Source organism: Haloferax sp. Q22 (assembly GCF_001482285.1).
Lineage (GTDB): Archaea > Halobacteriota > Halobacteria > Halobacteriales > Haloferacaceae > Haloferax.
This window is the reverse complement of record NZ_LOEP01000032.1, coordinates 201,839-223,919: the sequence shown is the minus strand read 5'-3', so window position 1 is coordinate 223,919 and position 22,081 is coordinate 201,839. Positions and strand designations below refer to the sequence as shown.

Genomic DNA, 22,081 nt, shown 5'->3' with positions numbered 1-22,081 from the left:
CTCGAATCAGCGTCGTCTGTAGGCGTAGATTCCGACGCCGACCACGACGAGGAGGGCGACGAGGCCGCCGACGAGGAGGAGCGTGGTGCCGAGGCCCCCGCCGCCGCCGTCGTTCGAGTCGACGGGTTGCGAGAGGTCGCTCACGTCCACCGTCGTTTCGACGGTCCGCTCGCGGCCGTCGGCGAGGTAGCTCACCTCGACCGGGACGGCGGCCACGCCGTCGTCGACGGTGGCGTAGAGGTCGAACGAGGCGAAGTCACTCGCGGGAACCGAGCCGACGAAGTACTCCTTGTAGGGGCGCTCGGGGGTGACGCCGTCGGTCGGGACGACCCGGACGACGACGCTCTGGGCGTCGCTGAGACCGACGTTGCTCGCGCTGCCTGAGATGTGTATCTTCCCGTCTTCGCGCTCCACGTCGACGCCGGTGAGCGAAATCTGGCCGGGAGCGGCGACGTAGTCGATGGTCGTCGCCGCGGAGCCGTCGCGGCCGCCGGTCTCGTAGTCGGCGACTACGTCGAGCGTCGCTCGGTCGACCGACGAGACGTTCAGTCGGACGGTCCGGGTGGACTCGGCCGCGACGGTGCCGACCGGCGTTCCGACGACGGTCGAACCGCTGTCCCGCAACGAGAGGACGAGGTCGTCGAGCGGTGCGTTGCCGAGGTTCGTCACGTCAACGACGACCGCGGGGCGAGCGCCGTCGCCGAGGGTCGCGTCGAGGCGGACGTTCTCTCGGAGTTCATCGGCGGCGAGCGGCGCGGTGGTGGTCGTCGTCCGGGCGTTACCGTCGGCGGTGGTGTAGCGCAGCGTCGCCGTCACCTCGGAGTCGGTCGCGCCGGGCGTCACGTCGAACTGGAACGTCTGGGCCTGCCCGGAGTCGAGGCGCGGGACGACGCGGGTGTCGTTCCGCACGGTCGCGTCCTCGGCGGCGACCGACAGCCGAAGGTTGCGCGCCACCTCCTCCTCGCCGTTTGAGACGGTGACCTGAACGGGCGTCTCCGTGCCGATGACCGCGTCGCCGACCTCGACGGTCACCTGCGGACCACCCTCGCGGACGCGGACGACGACGGGGTACTGGAGCCGCTGGATGCTGCCGTCGCTCCGGCCGACGACAGTCACGCGGAGATCGTAGGTCCCCGCGTCGGCGAGCCGGACCGAAAGCGGGATGTCGAGGTCGCTCCCGGGTGGAATCGTCCCGAGGTCTTCGGCCCGAGCGAGGTCGTTCGACCCGCCAGCCGTGCGGACGTACACGTCCGTCACTTGGAGGTTCGACGGGCTGTTCTGTGCGTTCTGTACGATAGTCGAGAGGATGAACCGCTCGCCCGGCGTCGGCTGTGCGGGCGAGACGGAGACGTCGTCGATGTAAGCGGTTGCCTCCGCGCCGAGCGTCGGTGCCGGGAGCCCGGCGAGCACGACGACGACGAGAAGGGCGACCGAGAGGGCACGCCTGCTCATGTTTATCAATCCATATATCGAGAAGCCGACGGAAATACCTGCCGTGGCTGACGGTCGCACGAGGCCGAACGTCTCGGCCCGGTTCGGGGGCCGTCGGTCGGCGACCTCCCGCCCGGCGAAGATACTTATGTGAGTCCGCCACCAGAACTGTGACAGATGCGCGTGCGTGACCTCCCGCTGTCGGCGGCCCTCGTCTCCCACTACGAGTCGGACGGTATCGAGGAACTCTACCCGCCGCAGGCCGCCGCGGTCGAGGCCGGCGTCGCGGAGGGCGGCCGCGTCGTCGCCGCCATTCCGACCGCCAGCGGCAAGACGTTCATCGCGGAACTCGCCATGCTCACCGCCGACGGGCCGGCGCTCTACATCGTCCCGCTCCGCGCGCTCGCCCGCGAGAAATACGAGACGTTCGACCGACTGCCCGGCGTGAGCGTCGGCATCTCCACGGGTGACTTCGACGCGGACGAGGCGGAACTCGGCGACCACGACATCGTCGTCGCCACGAGCGAGAAGGTCGACTCGGCGATTCGAAACGGTGCGCCGTGGGTCGAACGCCTCGCCTGCGTCGTCGTCGACGAAGTCCATCTCCTCGGCGCGCCGGGTCGCGGACCGACGCTCGAAGTCACGCTGGCCACGCTCCAGCGCCGCGTCCCGGACCTCCAGCTCGTCGCCCTCTCGGCGACCGTCGACAACCCCGAGGTCATCGCCGACTGGCTCGACGCGGCGTTAGTCGAGAGCACGTGGAGACCCGTCTCGCTCCGCACCGGCGTCTACGCTGACGAGACCGTCGCGTTCGACGACGGCACCGACCTCGACGTGGTCGTCCCCCCGACCGGCCCGAACGACGACGAGGCCACCGAAGCGACCGTCGCGCTCGTCGAAGACGCGGTCGAGACCGGCGGGCAGTGTCTCGCGTTCGTCCGGTCGCGCCGCGAGGCCGAGGCGCTCGCCGACCGCCTCGCCGACGAGGACTTCTCGCCCGCGCCCGCCCTCGGCGACGAACTCGACGAACTCGGCGGCACCGCGACCGGCCGCCAGCTCTCGGAGTGCGCCCGGACCGGCGTCGGCTTCCACCACGCCGGCCTGCGGAGCGCCCACCGGGTCGCCGTCGAGAACGCGTTTCGGGACCGCCGGCTCGCGGTCATCTGCGCGACGCCGACGCTCGCCGCCGGGGTGAACGTCCCTGCCCGACGGGTCGTCATCCGCGACCAGAAGCGCTACACCGGCGACGCGATGGAATGGATTCCCGTCCTCGACGTGCACCAGATGTGCGGCCGCGCCGGTCGCCCGCACCTCGACCCGTTCGGCGAGGCGGTCCTCGTCGGCGACGCGGACACGAAAGCCGAGCTGTTCGACCGCTACGTCACCGCCGACGCGGAGGCCGTGGACTCGCAGTTCGACGACCCCGAGGCGCTCCGGACGCACGTCCTCTCGGTCGTCGCCTCCGGGTTCGCCGACAGCCTCGACGGCGTCGCCGACGTGTTCTCGGCGACCTACTACGCCCACCAGAACCCGAGCGTTGACCTCGCGGAACTCGTCGCCGACGTGGTCTCCGAACTCGAAGCGATGGAGCTCCTCGACGCGACGGACGGGACGCTGTCGGCGACGACGCTGGGCGCACAGACCTCCAGACAGTACGTCTCGCCGACGACCGGGGCGCGCATCGTCTCGGGCATCCGGACCATCGAGACGATGGCCGACGAGCACGTCACCGCCCGGACCGCCCTCGAAGTCGTCTGCGACACGCCGGACATGCACGACACCTACCTCGGCAACCGCGAGCGGGCACTGATGTACCAGTACGCCCGGAGCCACGCCGCGGAGTTCACCACCGCGATGCACGACGCCGACCCCTTCGAGGAGTGGCTGACGGCGGTCAAGACCGCCCGCATCCTCCACGAGTGGACCGAGGGCTCGGACATCGAGGAACTCGTCGAGCGCTACCGAATCGGGCCGGGCGACGTGGAGTCCCGCGTGGAGCGCGCAGAGTGGCTGCTGGGCGCGGCCGACGCGCTCTGTGCCGCCCTCGACACCGACGTTCCCGAGTTCCGAGAGGTCCGGGCGCTGCTGTCGCCCTGACGCGGATGACCGACCACGTGACGACCCCCTCATGACCCCGTATCGCGCCGAACCGTTCTCCTTCGCGTCGAGGGGTCAAAGTCGCTTCGGGATGCCGTTTTAAGCTTCGCGGGGGCGTAGGCGAAGCTATGGGTATCACGTACGAAGACTTCCTCGACCTCGACTACGAACCGACCGACGAGGACCTCGTCTGCACCTTCCGCATCGACCCCGCGACGGGGATGTCGACAGAGGCGGCGGCGAGTCGCGTGGCCTCGGAGTCCTCCAACGGCACGTGGGCGGCCCTCCAGACCGGCGCTGACTTCACCGACATGGGCGCGACGACGTTCGACATCGACGGCGACCGCATCAAGGTCGCCTACCCCGCCGGGCTGTTCGAACCCGGAAACATGCCGCAGGTGCTGTCGTGCATCGCCGGCAACATCATGGGCATGAAGGCGGTCGACACGATTCGCCTCCTCGACTGCGAGTGGCCCGAGTCCGTCGTCTCGACGTACCCTGGCCCGCTGTACGGGTCGTCGGTCCGTGAGGAGATATTCGGCGTCACCGACCGCCCCATCACGGCGACGGTCCCCAAGCCAAAAGTCGGCCTCTCGACGGTGGCGCACGCGCAGGTCGGCTACGACGCGTGGGTCGGTGGCGTCGACCTCCTGAAGGACGACGAGAACCTGACCGACCAGGCGTTCAACCCCTTCTCAGACCGCCTGACTGAGTCGCTGTCGCTCCGCGACGACGCCGAGGACGAGACGGGCGAGAAGAAATCGTACCTCATCAACGTCACCGCAGACACCCAGACGATGCTCGACCGAGTCGACGAGGTGGCCGCGCAGGGCGGCGAGTACGTCATGGTGGACATCATCACCGCGGGCTGGGCGGGCCTCCAGACCGTCCGCGAGCGCACCGAGAAACACGGGCTGGCGATTCACGCCCACCGCGCCATGCACGCCGCCTTCGACCGGCTCCCGGCCCACGGCGTCTCGATGCGGGTGCTCGCACAGATAAGCCGTCTCTGCGGCGTCGACCAGCTCCACACCGGCACCGCCGGCCTCGGCAAGCTCGCCAACGAGGACACCGTCGGCATCAACGACTGGCTCGCGGGCGACCTCTACGGGACGACCGACGTGCTGCCGGTCGCCTCGGGCGGACTCCACCCCGGCCTCCTCCCCGACCTGCTCGACGCCACGGGAACGAACGTCTGCGTCCAACTCGGCGGCGGTATCCACGGCCACCCCGACGGCACCCGCGCGGGCGCGGTCGCGCTCCGGTCGGCCATCGACGCCTACGCCGAGGGGAGGTCAATCACCGAGGCCGCCGAGGAGACGCCCGAACTCGCCGTCGCCCTCGACAAGTGGGGGACGGAGACGCCGCGGTAAGTGCTGACGAGGCGGTGCGACCGCCTTCTCGGCCGCAATTGTTGCTGTTTCGTGACAATGGTTCGAAACGTGTTGAGCGATTGCTGCAATACCGAGTGAGAAATTGACCCGCTATTTGACGGGGATTCGAAGTGGTTCTGCGTTCGAATATCGCCGATAATAATTGGCGGGGGAGTTTTATACGGTTGTTCTGGCAGAGCTAGACTCAGAGCTATTCGGTCACGTACCGGCTGTTCGGCGCGTATTGGGGGACGCCGGGACTCGCCGATATCAACCAAACCATGAAGATACGAACGAAACTTATCGCGCTCTGTCTCGCCATCTCGCTGGTTCCCGTGGCAGTCGTTGGCGTCGCGGGCGTCCAAGGAATGAGTAGCATTGGAGATTACGCCCAAGACCAAAGCGAGGCCACGCTGGAAGGGCAGATTACCGCCGACCTGAACCACACCGTCTCCGCCCGGCAAGAGGAGATACAGAACCTCCTCGACGCCCGTCGAATCGACGCTCTCGCGCTGGCGGACTCGGCACCTGTCCATAACTACGAGGCCGCCCGGGCCGGGGAGATGGAACTCGTCCAGGAACAGAGCCAAGCGCAGTTGGGCTACATGGCGCTCCAGATGCGCGCCACCGTCGAGACCACGAAACAGACCGTCCTCGCGAACCAGTACGGGGGGCAGGACTGGGACGAACTCACACCGACGGAGCAACAACAGGTGAAAGACCAAGTCGAGGCTCGAATCGCCGGGACGGCTGGAAACGGCGTCCAACAGGGCGGAACGCTCTCCGAGTCGTTCCACCCCGGCTACGTCGGCTCTACCGGCTACGCGTTCATCCTCGACAGCGACGTCAACTTCGTCGTCCACCACGGCCTCGAAGACGGGGTCAACGCCGTCGACGACGCCGGGATACCGGCGTTCAATCAGGTGCCCGCCGAAATCGAGTCCAACGCCGCCGTCCGCAACGGCGAGGACTGGGGCATCGTCGAGTACGAGTGGGAAGACACCACGCAGGAGGGCAACCCCGTCGAGGAGAAGTTCGTCGCGTACGCCTACCACGAGGACTTCGACTGGGTGCTCGCGCCGAGCGTCTACTACTACGAACTGCAGACGGCCGCCGTCACCGACGCCCGCGACGAGATTAACGACTCGTTCCGGAGTTACCTCAGAACCCGTGCCGTGACTATCGACGGCGAGGAGCGACCCACTTACGACGAGATTCTGTTCACCGACGAGAACGGCCAGGGCATCGTCCAAGCGATGCGCACGGACGACGGCATCACCACCGAGTCGGTGTCCGGCACCTCGTTCGCGGACGAGCCGTGGTTCGAGGCCGCGACCGAGCTTCAGGAAGGCGAGATTCAGGTCAGCGAGGTGACGACCGTCGACGGCGAGGCCGCAATCTACGTCACCGCGCCGGTGTACCGCGAGGGAGAGCTCGCCGGGACCATCACGCTCCAGTTCAACTTCGAACTCCTCGACACGCTCATCGACGACATCGAAGTCGGTGAAACCGGCCATCTGACCATCGTGAGCGAAGATGGTGACCTCCTGACCGACTCGAAGGAGTCGCTCGGCACCGCCGAGTCCGAAATCGCGGAGAACGTGACGGCGATTGTCGGCCAGAGCGGACTGACCACTCACGAGTCGGTCGGCGACGGCGGCGAATCGGCTCGCTACTTCGTCGGGTACGCGCCGCTCCACTTCGGGAACGGACAGTACGAACTCGTCGCCACCGTCCCCGAGTCCGACGTGACGGGACCGGTCGAACAGCTCAGTCAGGCGATGAACAACCGGGCGGACATGGCCCGGAACATCATGCTCCTGTTGATCGTCGGCATCATCGTGGTCGTCGTCGGCGTCGGCTACGTCGCCGCGCGGTACTTCTCGGAGCCGATAGAGACGCTTCGGGACCGCGCACAGTCGCTCGCCCGCGGGCGGTTCGACAACGACGAGGACATCGACGCCAACGACGACGAACTCGGCGAACTCGTCGAGGCGTTCGACGACATGCAGGCGAACCTCGAACAGCAGGTCTCGGCGCTTCGGACCGCCGGAACGGAACTCGGGGACGGCAACCTCGACCAGAACCTCCGGACCGACCTCCCCGGCGAGTTCGGCGCTATCATGACCGACCTCGACACCGGGATTCAGAAGCTCCAAGACGGCTTCGTCGAGGTGCAGTCCGTCGCCGACGAGTTCGCGGCGGTGAGCAACGAGACGGTGTCGAGCGCGAAGGAAATCGAATCCGCCAGCCAAGAGACCGCGCGGTCGGTCGAGGAAATCGCCCACGGCGCGGAACAGCAGACCGAACGGCTCCAGACGGTCGCAAATGAGATGAACGACCTCTCGGCGACCATCGAGGAAGTCGCGGCCTCCGCCGACGGCGTCGTCCAGTCGGCGAATCAGGCCGTGTCGCTCGCCGACGAGGGGCGCGAGCACGCCGCGGAGGCGACCGACGAGATATCGACTATCGAGACCGAGGCCGACGAGGCCGTCGAGCGGGTCGAAGCCCTCGGCGAGCAGGTGGGCGAAATCAACGAAATTGTCCAACTCATCAACGACATCGCGGAGCAGACGGACCTGCTCGCGCTCAACGCATCCATTGAAGCGGCCCGCGCGGGCGAGGCGGGCGAGGGTTTCGCTGTCGTCGCCAACGAGATCAAGGCGCTCGCAAAAGAGGCCAGTCAGGCCACCGACGAGGTGGAAGCCCAAATCGACGAGGTGCGCGACCGCGCCGACGACACGGTCGACGACATGCAGTCCATGCAGGAGAGCGTCGAGAGCGGCTCCGAGACCATCGGCGACGCCATCGAGATGTTCGACCACATCTCCGGGGCGATTCGCGAGGCCGAACACGGCGTCGAGGAGATTTCGCAGGCGACCGAGAACCAGGCCGTCTCGACCGAGGAAGTCGTCTCGATGGTCGACGACGTGTCGAGCGTGAGCGAGGAGACGACCTCGGAGACGGCGACTGTCTCTGCGGCGACCGAAGAACAGACCGCCGCGATAAACGAGGTCACGCGGAACATCCAGCAGGTGTCGGAGTCCGCCGAGTCGCTCAACGACCTCGTCGGTCGGTTCGACGTCGGTCAGGGCGGACGCGGCGGCGGTGCGCCGACCGAGGCGACTCCCGCCGCGCAGTCGCAGTCGGGACCGGAGGCTGTCGCCGACGGGTCGGGTGAGGGGACCGGTCCCTCGCCGTCGGACGACTGAGTCGCCGACGCGCGACGCCGCGCGACGCCGGCCGTCCCGCCGACGACTACCGGTCTACTTCTCCCATTATCGTGTCGAGGCTCCCGAGCGCCGCGATGAGGTCCGGGATGTACTCGTCTTCGGCCATCTCGGGGAGCGCCTGGAGGTTCGAAAACGACCCGCCGCGAATCTTGAACCGCGCCGGGGTGTCGGTGCCGTCGGCGCGGATGTAGATACCGAGTTCCCCCTTCGCGGCTTCGACCGCGCGATAGACCTCGGTGTCGTCGTCCGGTCTGATGGTGCGCGGGACGTTCGACTGGATGGTCCGCTCGTCGTCCGGCCAGTCTTCGAGCAGGTCGACACACTGCTGGATAATCTTGGCCGACTCCTCGACCTCACGGAGGCGGACGAGCAGGCGTGCGAAGTTGTCGCAGTCGTCCTCGACGGCGACCGCCCAGTCGAGTTCGTCGTAGTAGCCGTAGGGGTCGTCGCGGCGGAGGTCGTAGTCGATGCCGGAGCCGCGGGCGACCGGCCCGGTCACGCCGTAGTCCTTCGCCACCTCGGGCGGGAGGATACCGGTCTCGAGCGTGCGGGCTTGCAGAATCTCGTTCGCCGTCAGGAGGTCGTGATACTCCCGCAGCTTCTCGGGGAGGCCGTCGACGAACGTCCGAATCTTCTCGAAGAACTCCTCGCGGGGTTCGGGGAGGTCCCAGACGACCCCGCCGAGCCGGAAGTAGTTGAACATCAGCCGCTGGCCCGTGAGGTCTTCGAGGATGTTCTGGACGAGTTCGCGGTCCCGCATGGCGTACATGAACGTCGCGGTGAAGTCGCCGACGACGTCGAGGGCGTACGCGCCGACCGCGAGCATGTGCGAGAGGATGCGGCTCAGTTCGGCCGCCAGCGTCCGGAGCACCTGCGCGTACTCGGGCACGTCGATGTCCGCCAGCGCCTCGGCGGTGCGGGCGTAGGCCCACTCGTTCAGGAGGCCGCCGCCGCCCCAGTCCCAGCGGTCGGGGTACGGCATAATCTGGTGCCGGTAGGTGCCCCGCTGGCACATCTGCTCCTCGCAGCGGTGGATGTAGCCGATGTCCGGCTCCACGTCGGCGACCTGCTCGCCGTCCAGCGTGACCTGCAGGTGCATCACGCCGTGGGTCGCCGGGTGGTGCGGCCCGATGTTGAGAAGCATCGTGTTCGAGTCGGCGCGGCCGTCCTCAGCAAGCGGGTTCGCGTTCTCGTCGTACCGGACGACCTGCGGGCGCGTCTGGTCGTAGTCCAGCCCGAGTGGATGGCCCTGCCACGTCTCCGGCAAGAGGATGCGGCGTAAGTCCGGGTGTCCCTCGTATTCGATGCCGACGAGGTCGTACGCCTCCCGCTCGTGCCACTCGGCCGTCCGAAACACCGGCGCGGCAGACTCGCTCACCGGGTTCGAGCGGGGCGTGGGGACGACGACGCTCGCCTCTCGGGTCGGGTCGTCGTACGACTTCAGGTGATAGATGGACTCGTAGCGGTCCTCGTACTCTTGGGCGGTCACACACGAGAGGTGGTCGAGGCCGAGGTCGTCGCGGAGCGTCGAGAGCGACGACTGCACCGCGTCGGGGCGAATCTGGACCGCGGGTGCGTGGACGTGCTCCTCGGTGGCGAGGACGGCGTCGCCCAGCGCCCGCCGGAGCGCGTCGGCGTCGAGGGGACCGGCGGCGTCGTCGGCGATCGCGGCGGGGTCGGCGTCGGACTCGGTGGGCTGCTGTGGGCGTTCGAGTGACATGGCGGCTGACACCCGTTCGTTCGTCCGGTCGCCGGTTCGTCGTTCTGCCTCACGAGTGCGGCTGGTTTTTATGTCGCAGTCGAATCAATCCGCTGGCATGAAATCGGTCAGGCTTCGCTTCACGCCCGACGACGAACAGCTGCATCCGATGCACGAGTTCGTCGTCGAACACGAGGCGTTCGAGCGGACCGAACTCCACCACTGGAACCCGACGGTGACCGACAGGAACACCATCGTCTTCGAGGTCTTCGGGACCGACGTCGAGGCCTACGAGGCGGCGCTCGCGGAGACGGAGCGTATCCTGTCGTACGAACTCTCGCAGCTCCCCGGCGACTCCTTTTTCATCGTGGTCGACGAGCGGCTCGACGCGGCGGGGACGAAGCAGACGGCCGCCGTCACGCGGGGCGGGCTCATCGTCGTCCCACCGGTCGTCTTCGATGGCGACGGGACGGTCTCGATGACGCTCGTCGGCACCGACGACGCGCTCCAGTCGGCGGTCGAACAGCTCCCCGAGGGCCGCGGCCTCGAAATCGTTCGAGTGCGGGAGTACACGGGGCCGGGGAGCGTCTCGGCCGGGTCGCTGTCGCCCCGCCAGCGCGAGGCCGTCGAGGTCGCCGTCGACTGCGGCTACTACCGCGAGCCGCGGACTGGTTCGGTCGCCGACGTGGCCGCGCGGCTCGACTGCTCGACGAGCACCGCGGCGGAGCACCTGCGAAAAGCGGAGATGAAGGTCATGGCCGACCTCGTCGGCGGGGCGTGACCGCGGGTCAGTTCGCGACGGCGGCTCCGCCTACGACTCGGCCCGCAGCGACAGACCCGGCTACGGTTCGGCCCGCGACGACGGCTCCGCCCACGGTTCGCTGGTGCCCTCGCCGAACAGCTCCCGCATCAGGATGACGATGCTCTCCGGCGGGAACTGCCCGCGCTCGGTGACGATGGCGTCCACGTAACGCGGCGGCGTCACGTCGAACGCGGGGTTCTTCACGGTCGGGTTGCCGAGCTCCGCGAGCGTCTCGTCGTCGATGACCTCGCTGGTGTCGCGCATCTCGATATCGACGGTGTGGCCGGTCATCGTCCCCGGGTGGAGCTTGAGCGTCTGGGCGGCGACCATGATGGGCGTCCCCCGGTCGCGGGCGTTGACCGCGAGACCGCTCGTCCCGATTTTGTTGATGACACTCCCGTCGGCCGCGACGGCGTCCGCGCCGACGAGCACGTGGTCCACGTCGTTGAGGTAGCGGCGGGCCGCCGAGTCGACGATGAGCGTGACGGGCACGCCCAGTTCGTCGAGTCGCTTCGCGGTGATGTGTCCCTGATTTCTGGGTCGCGTCTCCTTGACGACGGCCTCAATGTGCTTTCCTTGCTCGACCGCGGCCTCGACGCACGCCAGCGCGTCCGTCGAGTGGCAGTGGGTCATGATGGTGTCGCCGTCGCGGAGGCGGTTCGCACCGACCTCGCCGAGGTCGGCCTGGGCCCGTTCGAGCCGGGCGCAGAACTCGTCGGCCGAGTCGACGACGTTCTGTCGGAGTCCCTCGACGGTCGTACTCGACATGCCGCGGAGGACGTACCGGAGGGCGTTGGGGAGGCTCACGGCCGTCGGCCGCGTCTCGTGAAGCGCCCGCGCGGCCGCGCGGAGGTCGGCCCGGAACGCCTCGGCGTCGGCGGCGTCGCTCTCCGTCGCCTGCGTCCGGAGCGCCCGCGCGGCCGCGTCGGCGATGGTCGCCGCGCCGCGAATCTCCATCGTGTCGATTTCCGTCGCGGTGCGCCGGACCTCGGGATGTACGCGGTCGTCCATGCGGGAACTACGGGCGTCGGACGCAAAAAGGTCGCCGCGGGCGGCGGCGGGGTCGCGGCGTGACCGCGGGCAACGATGGGCGACTCACACCCGGTCGACGAGCGCCTCGTCGGGGTGTCGCACCCGGACGGTCTCGACGCGCTCGGTGAGCGCCTTCGCGTCGGCGAGCTTGTCTTCGGATTCGGCGTGGACCGTGAACAGCGTCTCGCCGCTGGCGGCCATCTCGCCGACGCGCCGGTGGAGTTCGAGGCCCGCACCGGGGTCTCTCGGCGCGCCGGCCCGGCGGGCGACCTCGTTGACGAGGCGGTTGTTGACGTGCGTGACCACGCCGTCGCGGTCGGCGCGGACCGCGACGGTGTGCCGACCGGGCGAGAGGTCGGCGGCCTCCACGTCGGGGTCGCCGTTCTGCGCGGCGAGTATCTCGCGGAAGGTCTCCTCGGCCTGCCCGGAGTCGAGGATATCGGCGGCGTCGGCGTCGATGCCGGTGGACTCGAACAGCAACTCGGCGAGGCGAATCGCCTTCATCCGCAGGTCGTTCGGACCCCCGCCGGCGAGCGTGGCGAGGACCTCGCGGGCTTCGAGCACGGGACCGACGCCGCGGCCGACCGGCGCGGCCCCGTTCGTGATGGCGCACTCGATGGCCATCCCGAGGTGGTCGCCGACGCGGTTGAAGTCCTCCGCGAGTTCGCGCGCCTCGGCGAGACTCTCGACTTTCGCGCCCTCGCCGTAGGGGATGTCCACGACGACGTTGGTCGAGCCGGCGCTCTTCTTTTTCGAGAGGACCGAAGCGATGAGTTGGCCCTTCGGGTCGATGGAAAGCGGCGTCTCGGCGCGGATGATGCGGTCGTCGACCGGCGAGAGGTTCACCGCGCCGCCCCAGACGAGACAGCCGCCGGTCTCCCCGACGATGTCGCGTATCTCCGCGACGGAGAACTCCACGTCGCAGAGGACCTCCATCGTGTCGGCGGTGCCCGCCGCGGAGGTGACGGCTCTGGAGGAAGTCTTCGGAATCTTCAGCCCCGCCGCGGCGACGATGGGGACGAGAATCGGCGTGACGCGGTTGCCCGCGACGCCCCCGATGGAGTGCTTGTCGGCGATGACCGGCTCCTCCCACGTGATAGATTCGCCGATGTCCGCCATCGACTCCGTGAGGTGCATCGTCTCTTCCATCGACAGCCCGTTCGTGTAGGTCGCGGAGACGTACGCCCCGAGTTCCACGTCGGCGAGGCGCTCCTCGTAGATGTCGCGGACGAGTTGGGACAGTTCGTCCGCGTCGAGTTCGATGTCGTCGAGCTTCTTGCGGATGTAGTACACCGAGTCGGGTTGCGGCGCGACCGACACCTCCACGTCGCCCTCGATGTGACCGAGCCGGCGCGTCACCCCGAGCGTCCCCTCGGAGACGAGTTCGTCGGTCAGTTCCACGATGCCGATGGTCGTCCGCCCGTCCCGCCGCAGTTGGACGCGTTCGAGCGCGTGGACCCCGAGTTCGGCCGCATCGCTCTCGTTCAGGAGGACCGTCGGCGACCGGGTGCCGATGTCGATGGGTTCGGCGACGAGTTGCATACCCACAGGTCGGACGAGAGTGTCAATAAAGCGACCCCGAGTCTCGGGGAGAGAGAACGCTTACGCGAGGTGGGCTTCGACGAGGTTCTTCAGGTCGTCGTAGCCGCGGACGCCGACGAGCTGTTCGACCGCCTCGCCGTCGGCGAACAGCACCATCGTCGGGACGCCCCGGACCTGGTACTGGGCGGCGAGCTCCTGGTTCGCGTCCACGTCGACCTTGGCGACCGCGGCGTCGGTGTTCTGCGCGAGCTTCTTCACGGTGGGTTCGAGCATCTTGCACGGTCCACACCAGTCCGCGTAGAAGTCGACGAGCACCACGTCGTTCGAGGAGACGGCGTCTTCGAGTTCGTCCGCGCCGTCGACGTGGATGGGATCCGATGGGGAAGGCGTGGTTTCCTTCGCCGTACTTCCGCCGTCACCACGGAGTTCGGATTCGAGTTGTTCGTGTTTCTGCTTCCGGATGTCGTTCAGTTCGTCGTCGGACATACCTACCGATACCGGCCGAGACCTAATAACGGTTTTGCACAATACGAGCAATAATGTCTGGAGATAGTGGGCCGTGGTATCGGACGACACGCATCGGCGATGCCACACCGGTTCGTGACCGAAAGACGAGATAGAAATGGCGGCGATGCGACCGCGAGTTACGGGTTGGTTCGAGGGCGATTCGGCGGGGTCGAAGGCGGTCTTCCGATCCGGCTCAGTCGACGTACAGCGAGTAGGTGATGACCGCAAAGCCGATGAGCGTCAGCACCGAGTCGAAGAGCAGTCCGGTGGCGAGGTCGACGTTGAGAATCACGTCGAGCGCGCCGCCGAGCATCGCGCCGAGGGTGACGACGCCGAACCCGAGCGCGAGCGCGCGGAGCGACGCGGCCCCCGTGTTCCGGTAAGCCTTGTAGCTGAAGTAGGTGATGAGCCCGCCGAGGACCAGAATGCCCGTCTTGACGACGATAATCATCGTCGTAATCGTCGGCGAGGCGCTGAGGTGCCCCATCAGGTCTCCCTCCGGACCCGCGACCAGATGTCCGCGAGGCGTTCGTCGGGCGTCTGCTCCGGGCGGCCGACCGCGACGTCGAAGTCGCGGTCCTCGTTGAGGGCGATTCGAACCTCGTCGAAGGCGACCTCGTAGGTCGTCGCGTGGTGACCGTCCGCGCGAATCTGGGTCCCCTCGGCGAGGAGCGCCGCGTCGGTGAGCAGGTCCAGCTTCCTGTACGTCGTCGAAAGCGGGATGTCACAGGTGTCTGAAATTTCACTTGCCGTCATGGGTTCTTCGAGTCCTCTGATGATGGCTCGTGCGTCCGCGTCGTCGAGCGCGTCGAGCACCGCCGTCAGTTCGGCCGACTCCATCGCGGACCGGTCGCGCGCCATTACCCAGACTCACCGACGAGAGCCTTATTAACCCACCGGGTCGGGCTCGTCGTCGTCCGCCGTCTCGGAGGCTGTATCGTACGCACCCTCCATTCTGAGGGTTCCCACGCGGGCCAACACCTCGGGTGTTCGACAGACGCCCGGCGCGCCCGTCGCCTGCGGCACCGCGCAGTTGTTGCAGTTCTCGCAGACGACCCGCGTATCGGCCGAGGCCTCGCGGCCGAGCAGTCGCGCCGGGAGTTCCGGTTCGGCGTAGAACGGCCGCGCCATCCCGACAGCGTCGCAGGCGTCGCCGAGCAGCCGGTCGATTTCGCCGCGCTCGCGGATGCCGCCCTCGCAGAGCACGGGCACCGAGACGGCGTCGCGGACGCGGCGACACAGGTCGGCGTTCCACGCCGGGTCGAAGTCGTACCACGCGGCCTCGATTCGGTTGCCGAGTTCGACGAGTCGCGCCCGGAGCGGGCCGCCGAAGGTCGCGGCGTAGCCGTCGCGGTAGCGGTCGTCGCGCCACGCGCGGGCCGGGAACGACCCGCGGACGATGCTCGCGTCCCAGAACACCGATCCCGAGACGGGGACGAGCGCGTCGTAGCCCGCCTCGTCGAGGCGGCGGCAGAGTTCGACCGCGTCGTCCTCGGTCAGATGTCGGCGGATGCCGGGCGGCGCGGCCGTCTCCGCCGGGACTTTCGTCATGAGCGGCACGTCGCCCGCCCGCGAGCGAACCTCGTCGGCGACGACCTCCAGAAATCGGACGCCGTCGCCGAACTCGTCGTCCCGGCGGTTGTAGAACGGCGAGAGGAACTGGTGGACGATGCCCATGTTCGCGCCGGCGACGTGGACCACGTCGTAGCCGGCGTCGACGGCCATCGCCGCGGAGCGACCGAAGTCGGCCGCGAGGTCGTACACCTCGTCGGTCGTCATGACGTGGGCGTCGTAGTCGAGAAAGCCGAGGCCGTCGAGGAGTCTGAGGAGTCGCGGCGGCCGGGAGACGGAAAGCTGTTGCAAATCCGGATGGTCGCGTCGGTACTCAGCGTGCCACGTCTCCATGCTCCGTAGACCGCCGTACTCCAACTGAACCGCGACGGCCGCGCCGTGGTCGTGGATTCGCTCCGTCACCGCCGACAGCGACGCCGCGAACTCGGAGTCGGCGATTCGCGTCATCCCCGGCGCGGCACAGCCGCCCGTCTCGCGGACGATAGTCGCACCCTGACAGATGAGGCCCGCGCCGGCCCGCGCCGCGGGTTCGAGCTCGGCCGCGAGGCGCTCGGGCGCGTCGGACCCGGTGCCGGCACATTCGAGCACCGGCGCGCGGTAGAGCCGGTTTCGGAGCGTGAGTCCGCCGATGTCGAGCGGGTCGTCGAGCCGAGGGGTCGCCATACGGACGACATGGCGCGCGAGCGACGTAAATCGACGCGGCGGTCGGCCGCCGGGTCAGTTCACCAACGAGTCCCGCCGCCGATGTCGATAATCGCGCCGCAGCGCCCGCACTCCGTCACCTGCAGGGGGTCCGACCCGGCGTGTCTGACGACCACGTCACCGAGACCCGCGGGGGAGCCACACCGCTTGCAGACCGGACGATTCGCCGTCATCTGTGAATACACATCTCTCAGGGAGACAGACGCCCGCAGCGGAGATAGCCGTATTGTCCCGCGTCTGTCCGGACGGTGCGGTCCCGGTCAACCTTCTTACCCGTCGGCTCCGATGAACGTCCCATGGACCCCGAACCGTTCAGGTACGACTCGGAGGTGCCACCGGGCGAGGTGCGACATCTCAGGTACGAAATCAGCGAAACGTACCTCGGCGACCCCGTCGAGATACCCGTCACCGTCATCAACGGCGAGCAGGGTGGGCCGTCGGTCTTCATGACCGCGGCGCTCCACGGCGACGAACTCAACGGCGTGAAGGTGATGCAGGAGGTCGCGAGCCGGTACAACCCAGCCGACATCCACGGCACCATCGTCTGCATCCACGTGGCGAACGTCCCCGGCTACCTCGCCCAACAGCGCTACATCCCCATCTACGACCTCGACCTGAACCGGTCGTTCCCCGGTCGCGACGGCGCGAACACGGCCGAGCGCATGGCGAACCAGATCTACCGCCGGTTCGTCGAGCCCTGCGACCTCGGTATCGACTTCCACACCTCGACGCGCAACCGGACGACGATGTACCACGTCCGCGCCGATATGAACCGCCCCGAGGTCGCCCGCCTCGCGCGGTCGTTCGGCGCGAACCTCATCCTCTCGGGCGAGGCCGAGGCGAGTTCGCTCCGCACCGTCGCCACCAACGACGGGATTCCGACCATCACCGTCGAGATGGGCCGCGCCCACCGCTTCCAGCCGGCGATGGTCGACCGCGCCCTCGAAGGCGTCGAGAGCGTCCTCGCCGAGTACGGCGTCCTCCCGAAGAAGCCGGTCAGCTGGCCGGGCTGGACGCGCGTCATCGACTCGGCGACAGACAAGACGTGGCTCCGCGCCGACGTGGGCGGCCTCGTCGAGATGCAGTACGGCGACGTGCCGCTGGTCCACGAGGGCGACACCATCTGCACCATCTCGGACCACTTCAAGACGAGAGAAAAGCGCGTCTCGGCCCCCTTCACCGGCCTCGTCGCCGGCGTCCTCCAGAACCCGGTCGCCGCGCCCGGTCACCCGCTTTGCCACCTCGTCAGCGTCGACGACGCGACGCTCCGCGAGATTGAGCGCGAAATCGAGGCCGGCGAGTTCACGGAACGCCCGTGGAGTTAGGCGAGCCGAGGCGAACCAGACGCGCTCGTGTCGCCTCCGCCCCGCTCGGTCAGTCGTCCGCGCCGACCTGCTCGTGAGTGTGGTGGAAAAATCGGACGTGCGGCCGCCCGTCGCGTTCGACCGGCTCGAAGCAGACGCGGCGGTACCGCTCGTTGTCGAGGAGGTTGACGAGCAGGCCGCGGTCGTGGAGCGAGACGGAGTCGTAAGGGGTCAGACAGACCGGACACAGTTCCGGGTCGGCGTCTCCGTTGGTGACTCCGTCGGCGTCTTTGCCTGCGTCTTCGTCGGCGTCGATTTCTCCCGCCGACAGCACCGGGTCGGCCGCGTCGCTCACTACTATTCCTCCGGCTCCGTCCCGACCGCGTCGGCGACCCGCGAAATCGTCTCGAACTCGTCGTCCGCGTAGGCGATGAACCGAACGTCGCGGAGCGCGGTCGGCTCGAACGACCGGAGTTCCTCGCAGATGAGTCGCGCGCCGTCGGCGAGGTCGAACCCGGCGACGCCGCAGCCGAGCGCCGGAATCACGAGCGATTCGCAGCCGCGGTCGTCCGCGGCTCGCAGGGCGTTTCGCGTGGCGTCGCGGATGCTCTCGGCGGTCGCCTGTCCGTCCCCGTAGTGGGGCATCGCCGCGGCGTGAATCACGACCTCGGCGTCGAGGTCGAAGGCGTCGGTGACGGCGACCGCGCCGAGGTCTATCGGCCCCTTCGCCATCGCGGTCTCGTTCAGTTCGGGGCCGCCGCCGCGACGGAGCGCGCCCGCGACACCCGACCCCATCCGGAGGCTCGTCCCCGCGGCGTTCACCAGCGCGTCAGCCGACTGAGCGGCGATGTCGCCCTGTACGACGGTGAAGTCCATGTCAGGCGAGTCGGTCCATGTCCTCGTCGTCGAGGTCGATGTGCGAGGCCGCCACGTTGTCGCGGAGGTGCGAAACGCTCGACGTACCGGGGATGGGAAGCATCACGTCAGAACGGTGTAAGAGCCACGCGAGGGCGATTTGCTGCGGCGTCGCGTCGTGTTTCGTCGCGACCGCGGAGACGGCGTCGGCCCGGTCGCCGAGGTCGCCCGCGCCGAGCGGGTACCACGGAATGAAGCCGACGCCGTACTTCTCGCAGGCATCGAGGCTGGCCTCAAACTCGCGGTCGCCGACGTTGAAGCGGTTCTGGACCGTGGCGATATCGACGATGTCGCGCGCCTCGTCGAGCTGTTCGACCGAGACGTTCGAGAGGCCGACGTGTCGAATCAGTCCCTCGTCTTTCATCTCGGCGAGTGCGTGGACCGAGTCCTCGAAGGCGACGTGCGGGTCGGGGCGGTGGAACTGATAGAGGTCGATGGTGTCCACCCGGAGGCGGTCGAGGCTCCCGAGGACGGCATTTCGCAGGTAGTCAGGGTCGCCGTTGGGCTTCCAGTCGCCGTCGGCGTTCCGGTGCAGACCGCCCTTCGTGGCGACCACGAGGTCGTCCGGATAGGGCGCGAGCGTCTCGCCGATGAGGCGCTCGGAGACGGCGGGTCCGTAGGAGTCCGCCGTGTCGATGAGGTCGATACCGTGGACGAGCGTCTCGTGGAGGACCTTTCGCGCGTTCTCCACGTCGTCGGGCTTGCCGATGATGTCGTCGCCGGTGATGCGCATCGCGCCGAAGCCGAGTCGGTGAACCGTGAGGCCGCCGCCGATGTCGAACGTGCCGCTGCCGTTTTCGAGTCCCATGGGCGGAGATTGGTCGCCAGACAGGTGTTCGTTTCGGCGGGGTGGGCGGGTGACGGCAGCGAGCGCGCCGCCCCCGCAACCGCCGAAACCCACACCCGTCGTCGGTACGAACGGCCGCTATGAACCTCCTGTCGATGCGCTGGCGGCACACGCTGTTCGCCCACTGGCCGGTCGACCCCGAACTCGTGGAACCCCGACTCCCCGACCGGCTCTCGGTGGCCACCTACGACGGGCGGGCGTGGCTCGGCGTCGTCTCGTTCGACATGACGGACATCCGCCCGCGCGGGTCGCCCATCGGACTGGGGTTCCCCGAGGTGAACCTCCGGACCTACGTCGAACCCGCCGACGGCGGCCCCCGCGGCGTCTACTTCTTCACCCTCGACGCCGCGGACCGCCTCGGCGTGACGATGGCCCGACTGGGCTACCGGCTCCCGTACCACTACGCGAACATCTCGGTCGAGGAGCGAGAGGGCGCGGTCGACTACGAGAGCTACCGGCCCGCGACGGCCGAGACGCCGGAAGCGCGGTTCGAGGCGACCTACCGGCCGACCGGTGAGGTCCGAACCCTCGACCCCGGGTCGCTCGACGCGTTCCTCGTCGAGAACTACCGCTTCTACACGGACGACTGGCCCGTCGTCATCGGCGACATCGACCACGACCCGTGGCCGATACAGGACGTCGAGGCGGAGATTCGCGCGAACACGATGTTCGAGGCCTGCGGCTTCGACCACCCCGGCGGCGACCCGATACTCCACTACGCGGCCGACCTCGACGTGACGGCGAAGCCGCCCGCGGTGCTTCGCTGACGCCGCGAACGCTCGCGCCGCTTATTGGCCGTCGTCTTATTCGCCGCCGTCCGTATCCTCCGCCGTGTCGCCTGTCTCGACCGCCGGGTCGTGTCGCTCGTACCAGTCGAGAATCTGTTCCAGTCGGTGAGTCGCCCGTTCGGGCGTCGAAATCGAGTGCTGTTCCTCCGGGTAGACGACGAGTTTAGCGTCGACGCCCTGTGCCTTCGCGGAGACGTAGAGCTGTTCTGACTGACTCGGCGGACACCGCCAGTCTTGGCCGCCCGCCATCACCAGAAGCGGCGTGTCGATGTTCCCGGCGTCGGTGATGGCCGACGAGGCGTCGAGCGCCTCCGGGTTCTCCCACGGGAGGCCGAACTCGTATCTCGTCCACAGGTGGTTGTCGTCGGTGCCGTACGACGACCGGAGGTCGTAGATACCGTGTTCGGGGGCGGCCGCCGTCAGGAGGTCGGTCTGGGTCACGAGGTAGCCCTGCGCGATGCCGCCGTAGGAGATGCCGTAGCCGAAGACGCGCTCCGGGTCGGTCCAGCCGCGGTCGACGAGGTCCTCGACGCCCGCGACGATGTCGTCCACCTCGACCGAGCCCCACTGCCCTCGGAGCTGCTCCGCGAAGTCGCGCCCGTAAGAGGTGCTCCCGCGGTAGTTCACCCGCACGACGAGATAGCCGCGAGAGGTGAACATCGGGTGGTCGAACCGGAACGCCGGTTCGTCGTAGGCGATGGGACCGCCGTGGATGGCGACGACCGTCGGGTGCGGGTCGGGGTTGTCGAAGTCGAAGTCCGCGGGCGCGTAGACGACGCCCTCGACCTCCCAACCGTCGCTCTCGAAGTTGACCCGTCGGACCTGCGGCATCTCGTACTCGTCGGTGACGGCCTCGTTGAGCGCCGACAGTCGGGTGAACGACTCGGCGTGGGCCGCGTCAACGGCGTCGATGTCGGCCAGCGAGACGGCGTAGGCGTCCCAGCCGTCGGCCGGGTCGGAGACGAGCAGACCGGCTGTGTCGCCGGCGACGTGGAGTCCCTGTATCGCCCTGTACTCGCCCTGCGCGTCGAACACGCGTTCCGGGTCGTCGGCGTCGGGGTCGAGCCGCGCGATTCGAGACTTCCCCTCGTCGGCGACGAGCGCGTAGAGTTCGTCGTCGCCGGCCCACGACGGCGAGGTTCCCAACGCGAGCGTCCGGTCGAGCGACGCGGAGACGGACCGGACCTCGCCGGAATCGAGGTCGGCGACGCGGATTTCGCGTGGGACGTACCAGTTCTCGTAGTCGCCCGCCTGAAACGCGATTCGGGAGCCGTCGGGGCACCAGCGCGGCGTCCCGGTCGCGTAGCCGCCGCTCGTCAGCTTCCGGTCGTTCGAGCCGTCGGCGTCGATGACGAACAGGTCCTGTTCGAGCGTGTCGTCCGGGCGGTCGGCGTCGCAGGAGACGTAGGCGATTCGGTCGTCGGGACCCCACGCGGGCTGGAGGCCACCGGCGTCGGCGAACGCGCCCGCGGCGGTCGCGTCGTCGAGGCGCTCCGTCTCGCCCGTGTTGAGGTCCACGACGAACAGGTAGGTCGTCACCGTGTCGGTCCAGCCGACGCCGTTGATTTTGTGCTGGAGTCGCTCGGTCACGACCGGCCCGCCGTCCTTCCGCTCGTCGAGGTACTCGCGCTCCTCGTCGGTCGGGTCGCGCGCGGAGACGACGAGGCGGTCGCCGTCCGGCGACCAGTCGAACTCCGAGACGCCCTCGTCGAGGTCGGTGAGTTGGGTCGCGTCGCCGCCGAGTTCGAGGTCGAAACACCAGACCTGCGGCTTGGGGCCGTCTTCGCCGCCTGCTGGCAGTTCGTCGTCGGAGTCATCCGAATCGTCGCTATCGGCGTCGTCGTCGCTCGTATCGTCAACGCCGCCAGCGTCATCAGCGTCACCTTCACTTTCTCCTTCGTCGTCCGCGCGACCGACCCGCCGAGAGAGGTCCTCGTCGCGGGCGGCGACGAACGCGAGCCGACTTCCGTCGGGCGACCACGATGGAGACGACGCGCCGGGGTGGCGGGTGAGTCGGTGTGGCTTGCGGGAGCCGTCGGCGGGGACCACGAACAGGGAGGCGACGCGTTCGTCCTCGTCGGGGTCGCACTCGGTCGCGGTGAAGGCGACCGTCGACCCGTCCGGCGAGACGGCGACCTCGCCGGTGACCGAGAGGTCGCTGAACGCTTCGGGAGGGAGTTCTCCTGACATGGCTCGAAACGTTCGGCCGAGTGACAAATAGATTTGTGTCGGCGAAC

At 68.3% G+C, this 22,081-nt stretch carries 19 protein-coding genes and 1 pseudogene; 7 read left to right on the top strand and 13 right to left on the bottom strand.

Annotated elements, in window-relative coordinates; translation table 11 throughout:
• Nucleotides 1-6 precede the first annotated feature (6 nt).
• Nucleotides 7-1,452 (bottom strand): hypothetical protein, encoded by a 1,446-nt coding sequence (locus AM590_RS14930; RefSeq protein ID WP_058828159.1) that lies wholly within the window; start codon nucleotides 1,450-1,452, stop codon nucleotides 7-9.
• 156 nt (nucleotides 1,453-1,608) lie between these two features.
• Here AM590_RS14930 and AM590_RS14925 point away from each other — a divergent pair, with 156 nt between their 5' ends.
• The 4 genes and pseudogenes from AM590_RS14925 (at nucleotide 1,609) to AM590_RS21455 (ending at nucleotide 8,113) form a co-directional block, all read left to right on the top strand.
• Entirely contained in the window at nucleotides 1,609-3,528 is a 1,920-nt protein-coding gene (locus AM590_RS14925; protein WP_058828158.1) for a DEAD/DEAH box helicase, read from the top strand.
• A gap of 128 nt (nucleotides 3,529-3,656) precedes the next feature.
• Complete coding sequence (rbcL, locus tag AM590_RS14920) at nucleotides 3,657-4,901, top strand: type III ribulose-bisphosphate carboxylase (protein ID WP_058828157.1); 1,245 nt, start codon at nucleotides 3,657-3,659, stop codon at nucleotides 4,899-4,901.
• Nucleotides 4,902-5,182: 281 nt separating this feature from the next.
• Nucleotides 5,183-6,916 (top strand): annotated as a pseudogene (locus tag AM590_RS21460) (cache domain-containing protein); the annotation flags it as partial.
• On the top strand, nucleotides 6,908-8,113 hold the full coding sequence (locus AM590_RS21455; RefSeq protein ID WP_394329101.1) for a methyl-accepting chemotaxis protein: 1,206 nt from the start codon (nucleotides 6,908-6,910) through the stop codon (nucleotides 8,111-8,113). The pseudogene AM590_RS21460 and the gene AM590_RS21455, both read left to right, overlap by 9 nt.
• Before the next feature lie 46 nt (nucleotides 8,114-8,159).
• Here the strand turns inward: AM590_RS21455 and AM590_RS14910 are convergent, their stop codons facing one another.
• Nucleotides 8,160-9,854, bottom strand: a complete 1,695-nt coding sequence (locus tag AM590_RS14910; RefSeq protein WP_058828155.1) for an NADH-quinone oxidoreductase subunit D — start codon at nucleotides 9,852-9,854, stop codon at nucleotides 8,160-8,162.
• Nucleotides 9,855-9,951: 97 nt separating this feature from the next.
• On the opposite strand from AM590_RS14910, the gene AM590_RS14905 reads away from it, so the two are divergent.
• Nucleotides 9,952-10,614, top strand: coding sequence for a helix-turn-helix domain-containing protein (locus tag AM590_RS14905; RefSeq protein ID WP_058828154.1), 663 nt, complete (start codon nucleotides 9,952-9,954; stop codon nucleotides 10,612-10,614).
• 60 nt (nucleotides 10,615-10,674) lie between these two features.
• Here the strand turns inward: AM590_RS14905 and AM590_RS14900 are convergent, their stop codons facing one another.
• From AM590_RS14900 to AM590_RS20575, 7 genes are all read right to left on the bottom strand, one after another.
• Entirely contained in the window at nucleotides 10,675-11,646 is a 972-nt protein-coding gene (locus AM590_RS14900; RefSeq protein WP_058828153.1) for a ribose 1,5-bisphosphate isomerase, read from the bottom strand.
• Between the two features lie 84 nt (nucleotides 11,647-11,730).
• A complete protein-coding gene (locus AM590_RS14895) occupies nucleotides 11,731-13,209 on the bottom strand; it encodes an AMP phosphorylase (RefSeq protein ID WP_058828152.1) in 1,479 nt (492 codons plus the stop codon).
• A gap of 60 nt (nucleotides 13,210-13,269) precedes the next feature.
• Nucleotides 13,270-13,695, bottom strand: coding sequence for a thioredoxin (gene trxA / locus AM590_RS14890; RefSeq protein WP_058828151.1), 426 nt, complete (start codon nucleotides 13,693-13,695; stop codon nucleotides 13,270-13,272).
• A 214-nt stretch (nucleotides 13,696-13,909) separates the two neighbouring features.
• The gene (locus AM590_RS14885; protein WP_058828150.1) at nucleotides 13,910-14,203 is read right to left on the bottom strand and encodes a hypothetical protein; all 294 of its coding nucleotides are present in this window, start codon (nucleotides 14,201-14,203) and stop codon (nucleotides 13,910-13,912) included.
• Nucleotides 14,203-14,577, bottom strand: coding sequence for a helix-turn-helix domain-containing protein (locus tag AM590_RS14880; RefSeq protein WP_004971053.1), 375 nt, complete (start codon nucleotides 14,575-14,577; stop codon nucleotides 14,203-14,205). Before AM590_RS14880 ends, AM590_RS14885 begins: the two co-directional genes overlap by 1 nt.
• A 27-nt stretch (nucleotides 14,578-14,604) precedes the next feature.
• Nucleotides 14,605-15,951 (bottom strand): NADH-dependent flavin oxidoreductase, encoded by a 1,347-nt coding sequence (locus AM590_RS14875; RefSeq protein WP_058828149.1) that lies wholly within the window; start codon nucleotides 15,949-15,951, stop codon nucleotides 14,605-14,607.
• A 59-nt stretch (nucleotides 15,952-16,010) separates the two neighbouring features.
• Complete coding sequence (locus AM590_RS20575; protein WP_157575474.1) at nucleotides 16,011-16,163, bottom strand: hypothetical protein; 153 nt, start codon at nucleotides 16,161-16,163, stop codon at nucleotides 16,011-16,013.
• Nucleotides 16,164-16,286: 123 nt separating this feature from the next.
• Here AM590_RS20575 and AM590_RS14870 point away from each other — a divergent pair, with 123 nt between their 5' ends.
• Nucleotides 16,287-17,315, top strand: coding sequence for a succinylglutamate desuccinylase/aspartoacylase family protein (locus tag AM590_RS14870; RefSeq protein WP_004972312.1), 1,029 nt, complete (start codon nucleotides 16,287-16,289; stop codon nucleotides 17,313-17,315).
• A gap of 49 nt (nucleotides 17,316-17,364) precedes the next feature.
• On the opposite strand, the gene AM590_RS21450 is transcribed toward AM590_RS14870, so the two are convergent.
• From AM590_RS21450 to AM590_RS14855, 3 genes are read right to left on the bottom strand one after another with little or no spacing between them, the layout of a single operon-like run.
• Nucleotides 17,365-17,649 (bottom strand): hypothetical protein, encoded by a 285-nt coding sequence (locus AM590_RS21450; RefSeq protein ID WP_394329098.1) that lies wholly within the window; start codon nucleotides 17,647-17,649, stop codon nucleotides 17,365-17,367.
• Nucleotides 17,650-17,651: 2 nt separating this feature from the next.
• Nucleotides 17,652-18,170, bottom strand: coding sequence for a macro domain-containing protein (locus AM590_RS14860; RefSeq protein WP_058828148.1), 519 nt, complete (start codon nucleotides 18,168-18,170; stop codon nucleotides 17,652-17,654).
• A gap of 1 nt (nucleotide 18,171) precedes the next feature.
• Entirely contained in the window at nucleotides 18,172-19,017 is an 846-nt protein-coding gene (locus tag AM590_RS14855; protein ID WP_058828226.1) for an aldo/keto reductase, read from the bottom strand.
• A gap of 119 nt (nucleotides 19,018-19,136) precedes the next feature.
• Between AM590_RS14855 and AM590_RS14850 the strand changes: the two genes are divergently transcribed.
• Nucleotides 19,137-19,823: a YqjF family protein gene (locus AM590_RS14850; protein ID WP_058828147.1), complete on the top strand. Its 687-nt coding sequence runs from the start codon at nucleotides 19,137-19,139 to the stop codon at nucleotides 19,821-19,823.
• Nucleotides 19,824-19,859: 36 nt separating this feature from the next.
• On the opposite strand, the gene AM590_RS14845 is transcribed toward AM590_RS14850, so the two are convergent.
• Nucleotides 19,860-22,034 (bottom strand): S9 family peptidase, encoded by a 2,175-nt coding sequence (locus AM590_RS14845; protein WP_058828146.1) that lies wholly within the window; start codon nucleotides 22,032-22,034, stop codon nucleotides 19,860-19,862.
• Nucleotides 22,035-22,081: the final 47 nt, after the last annotated feature.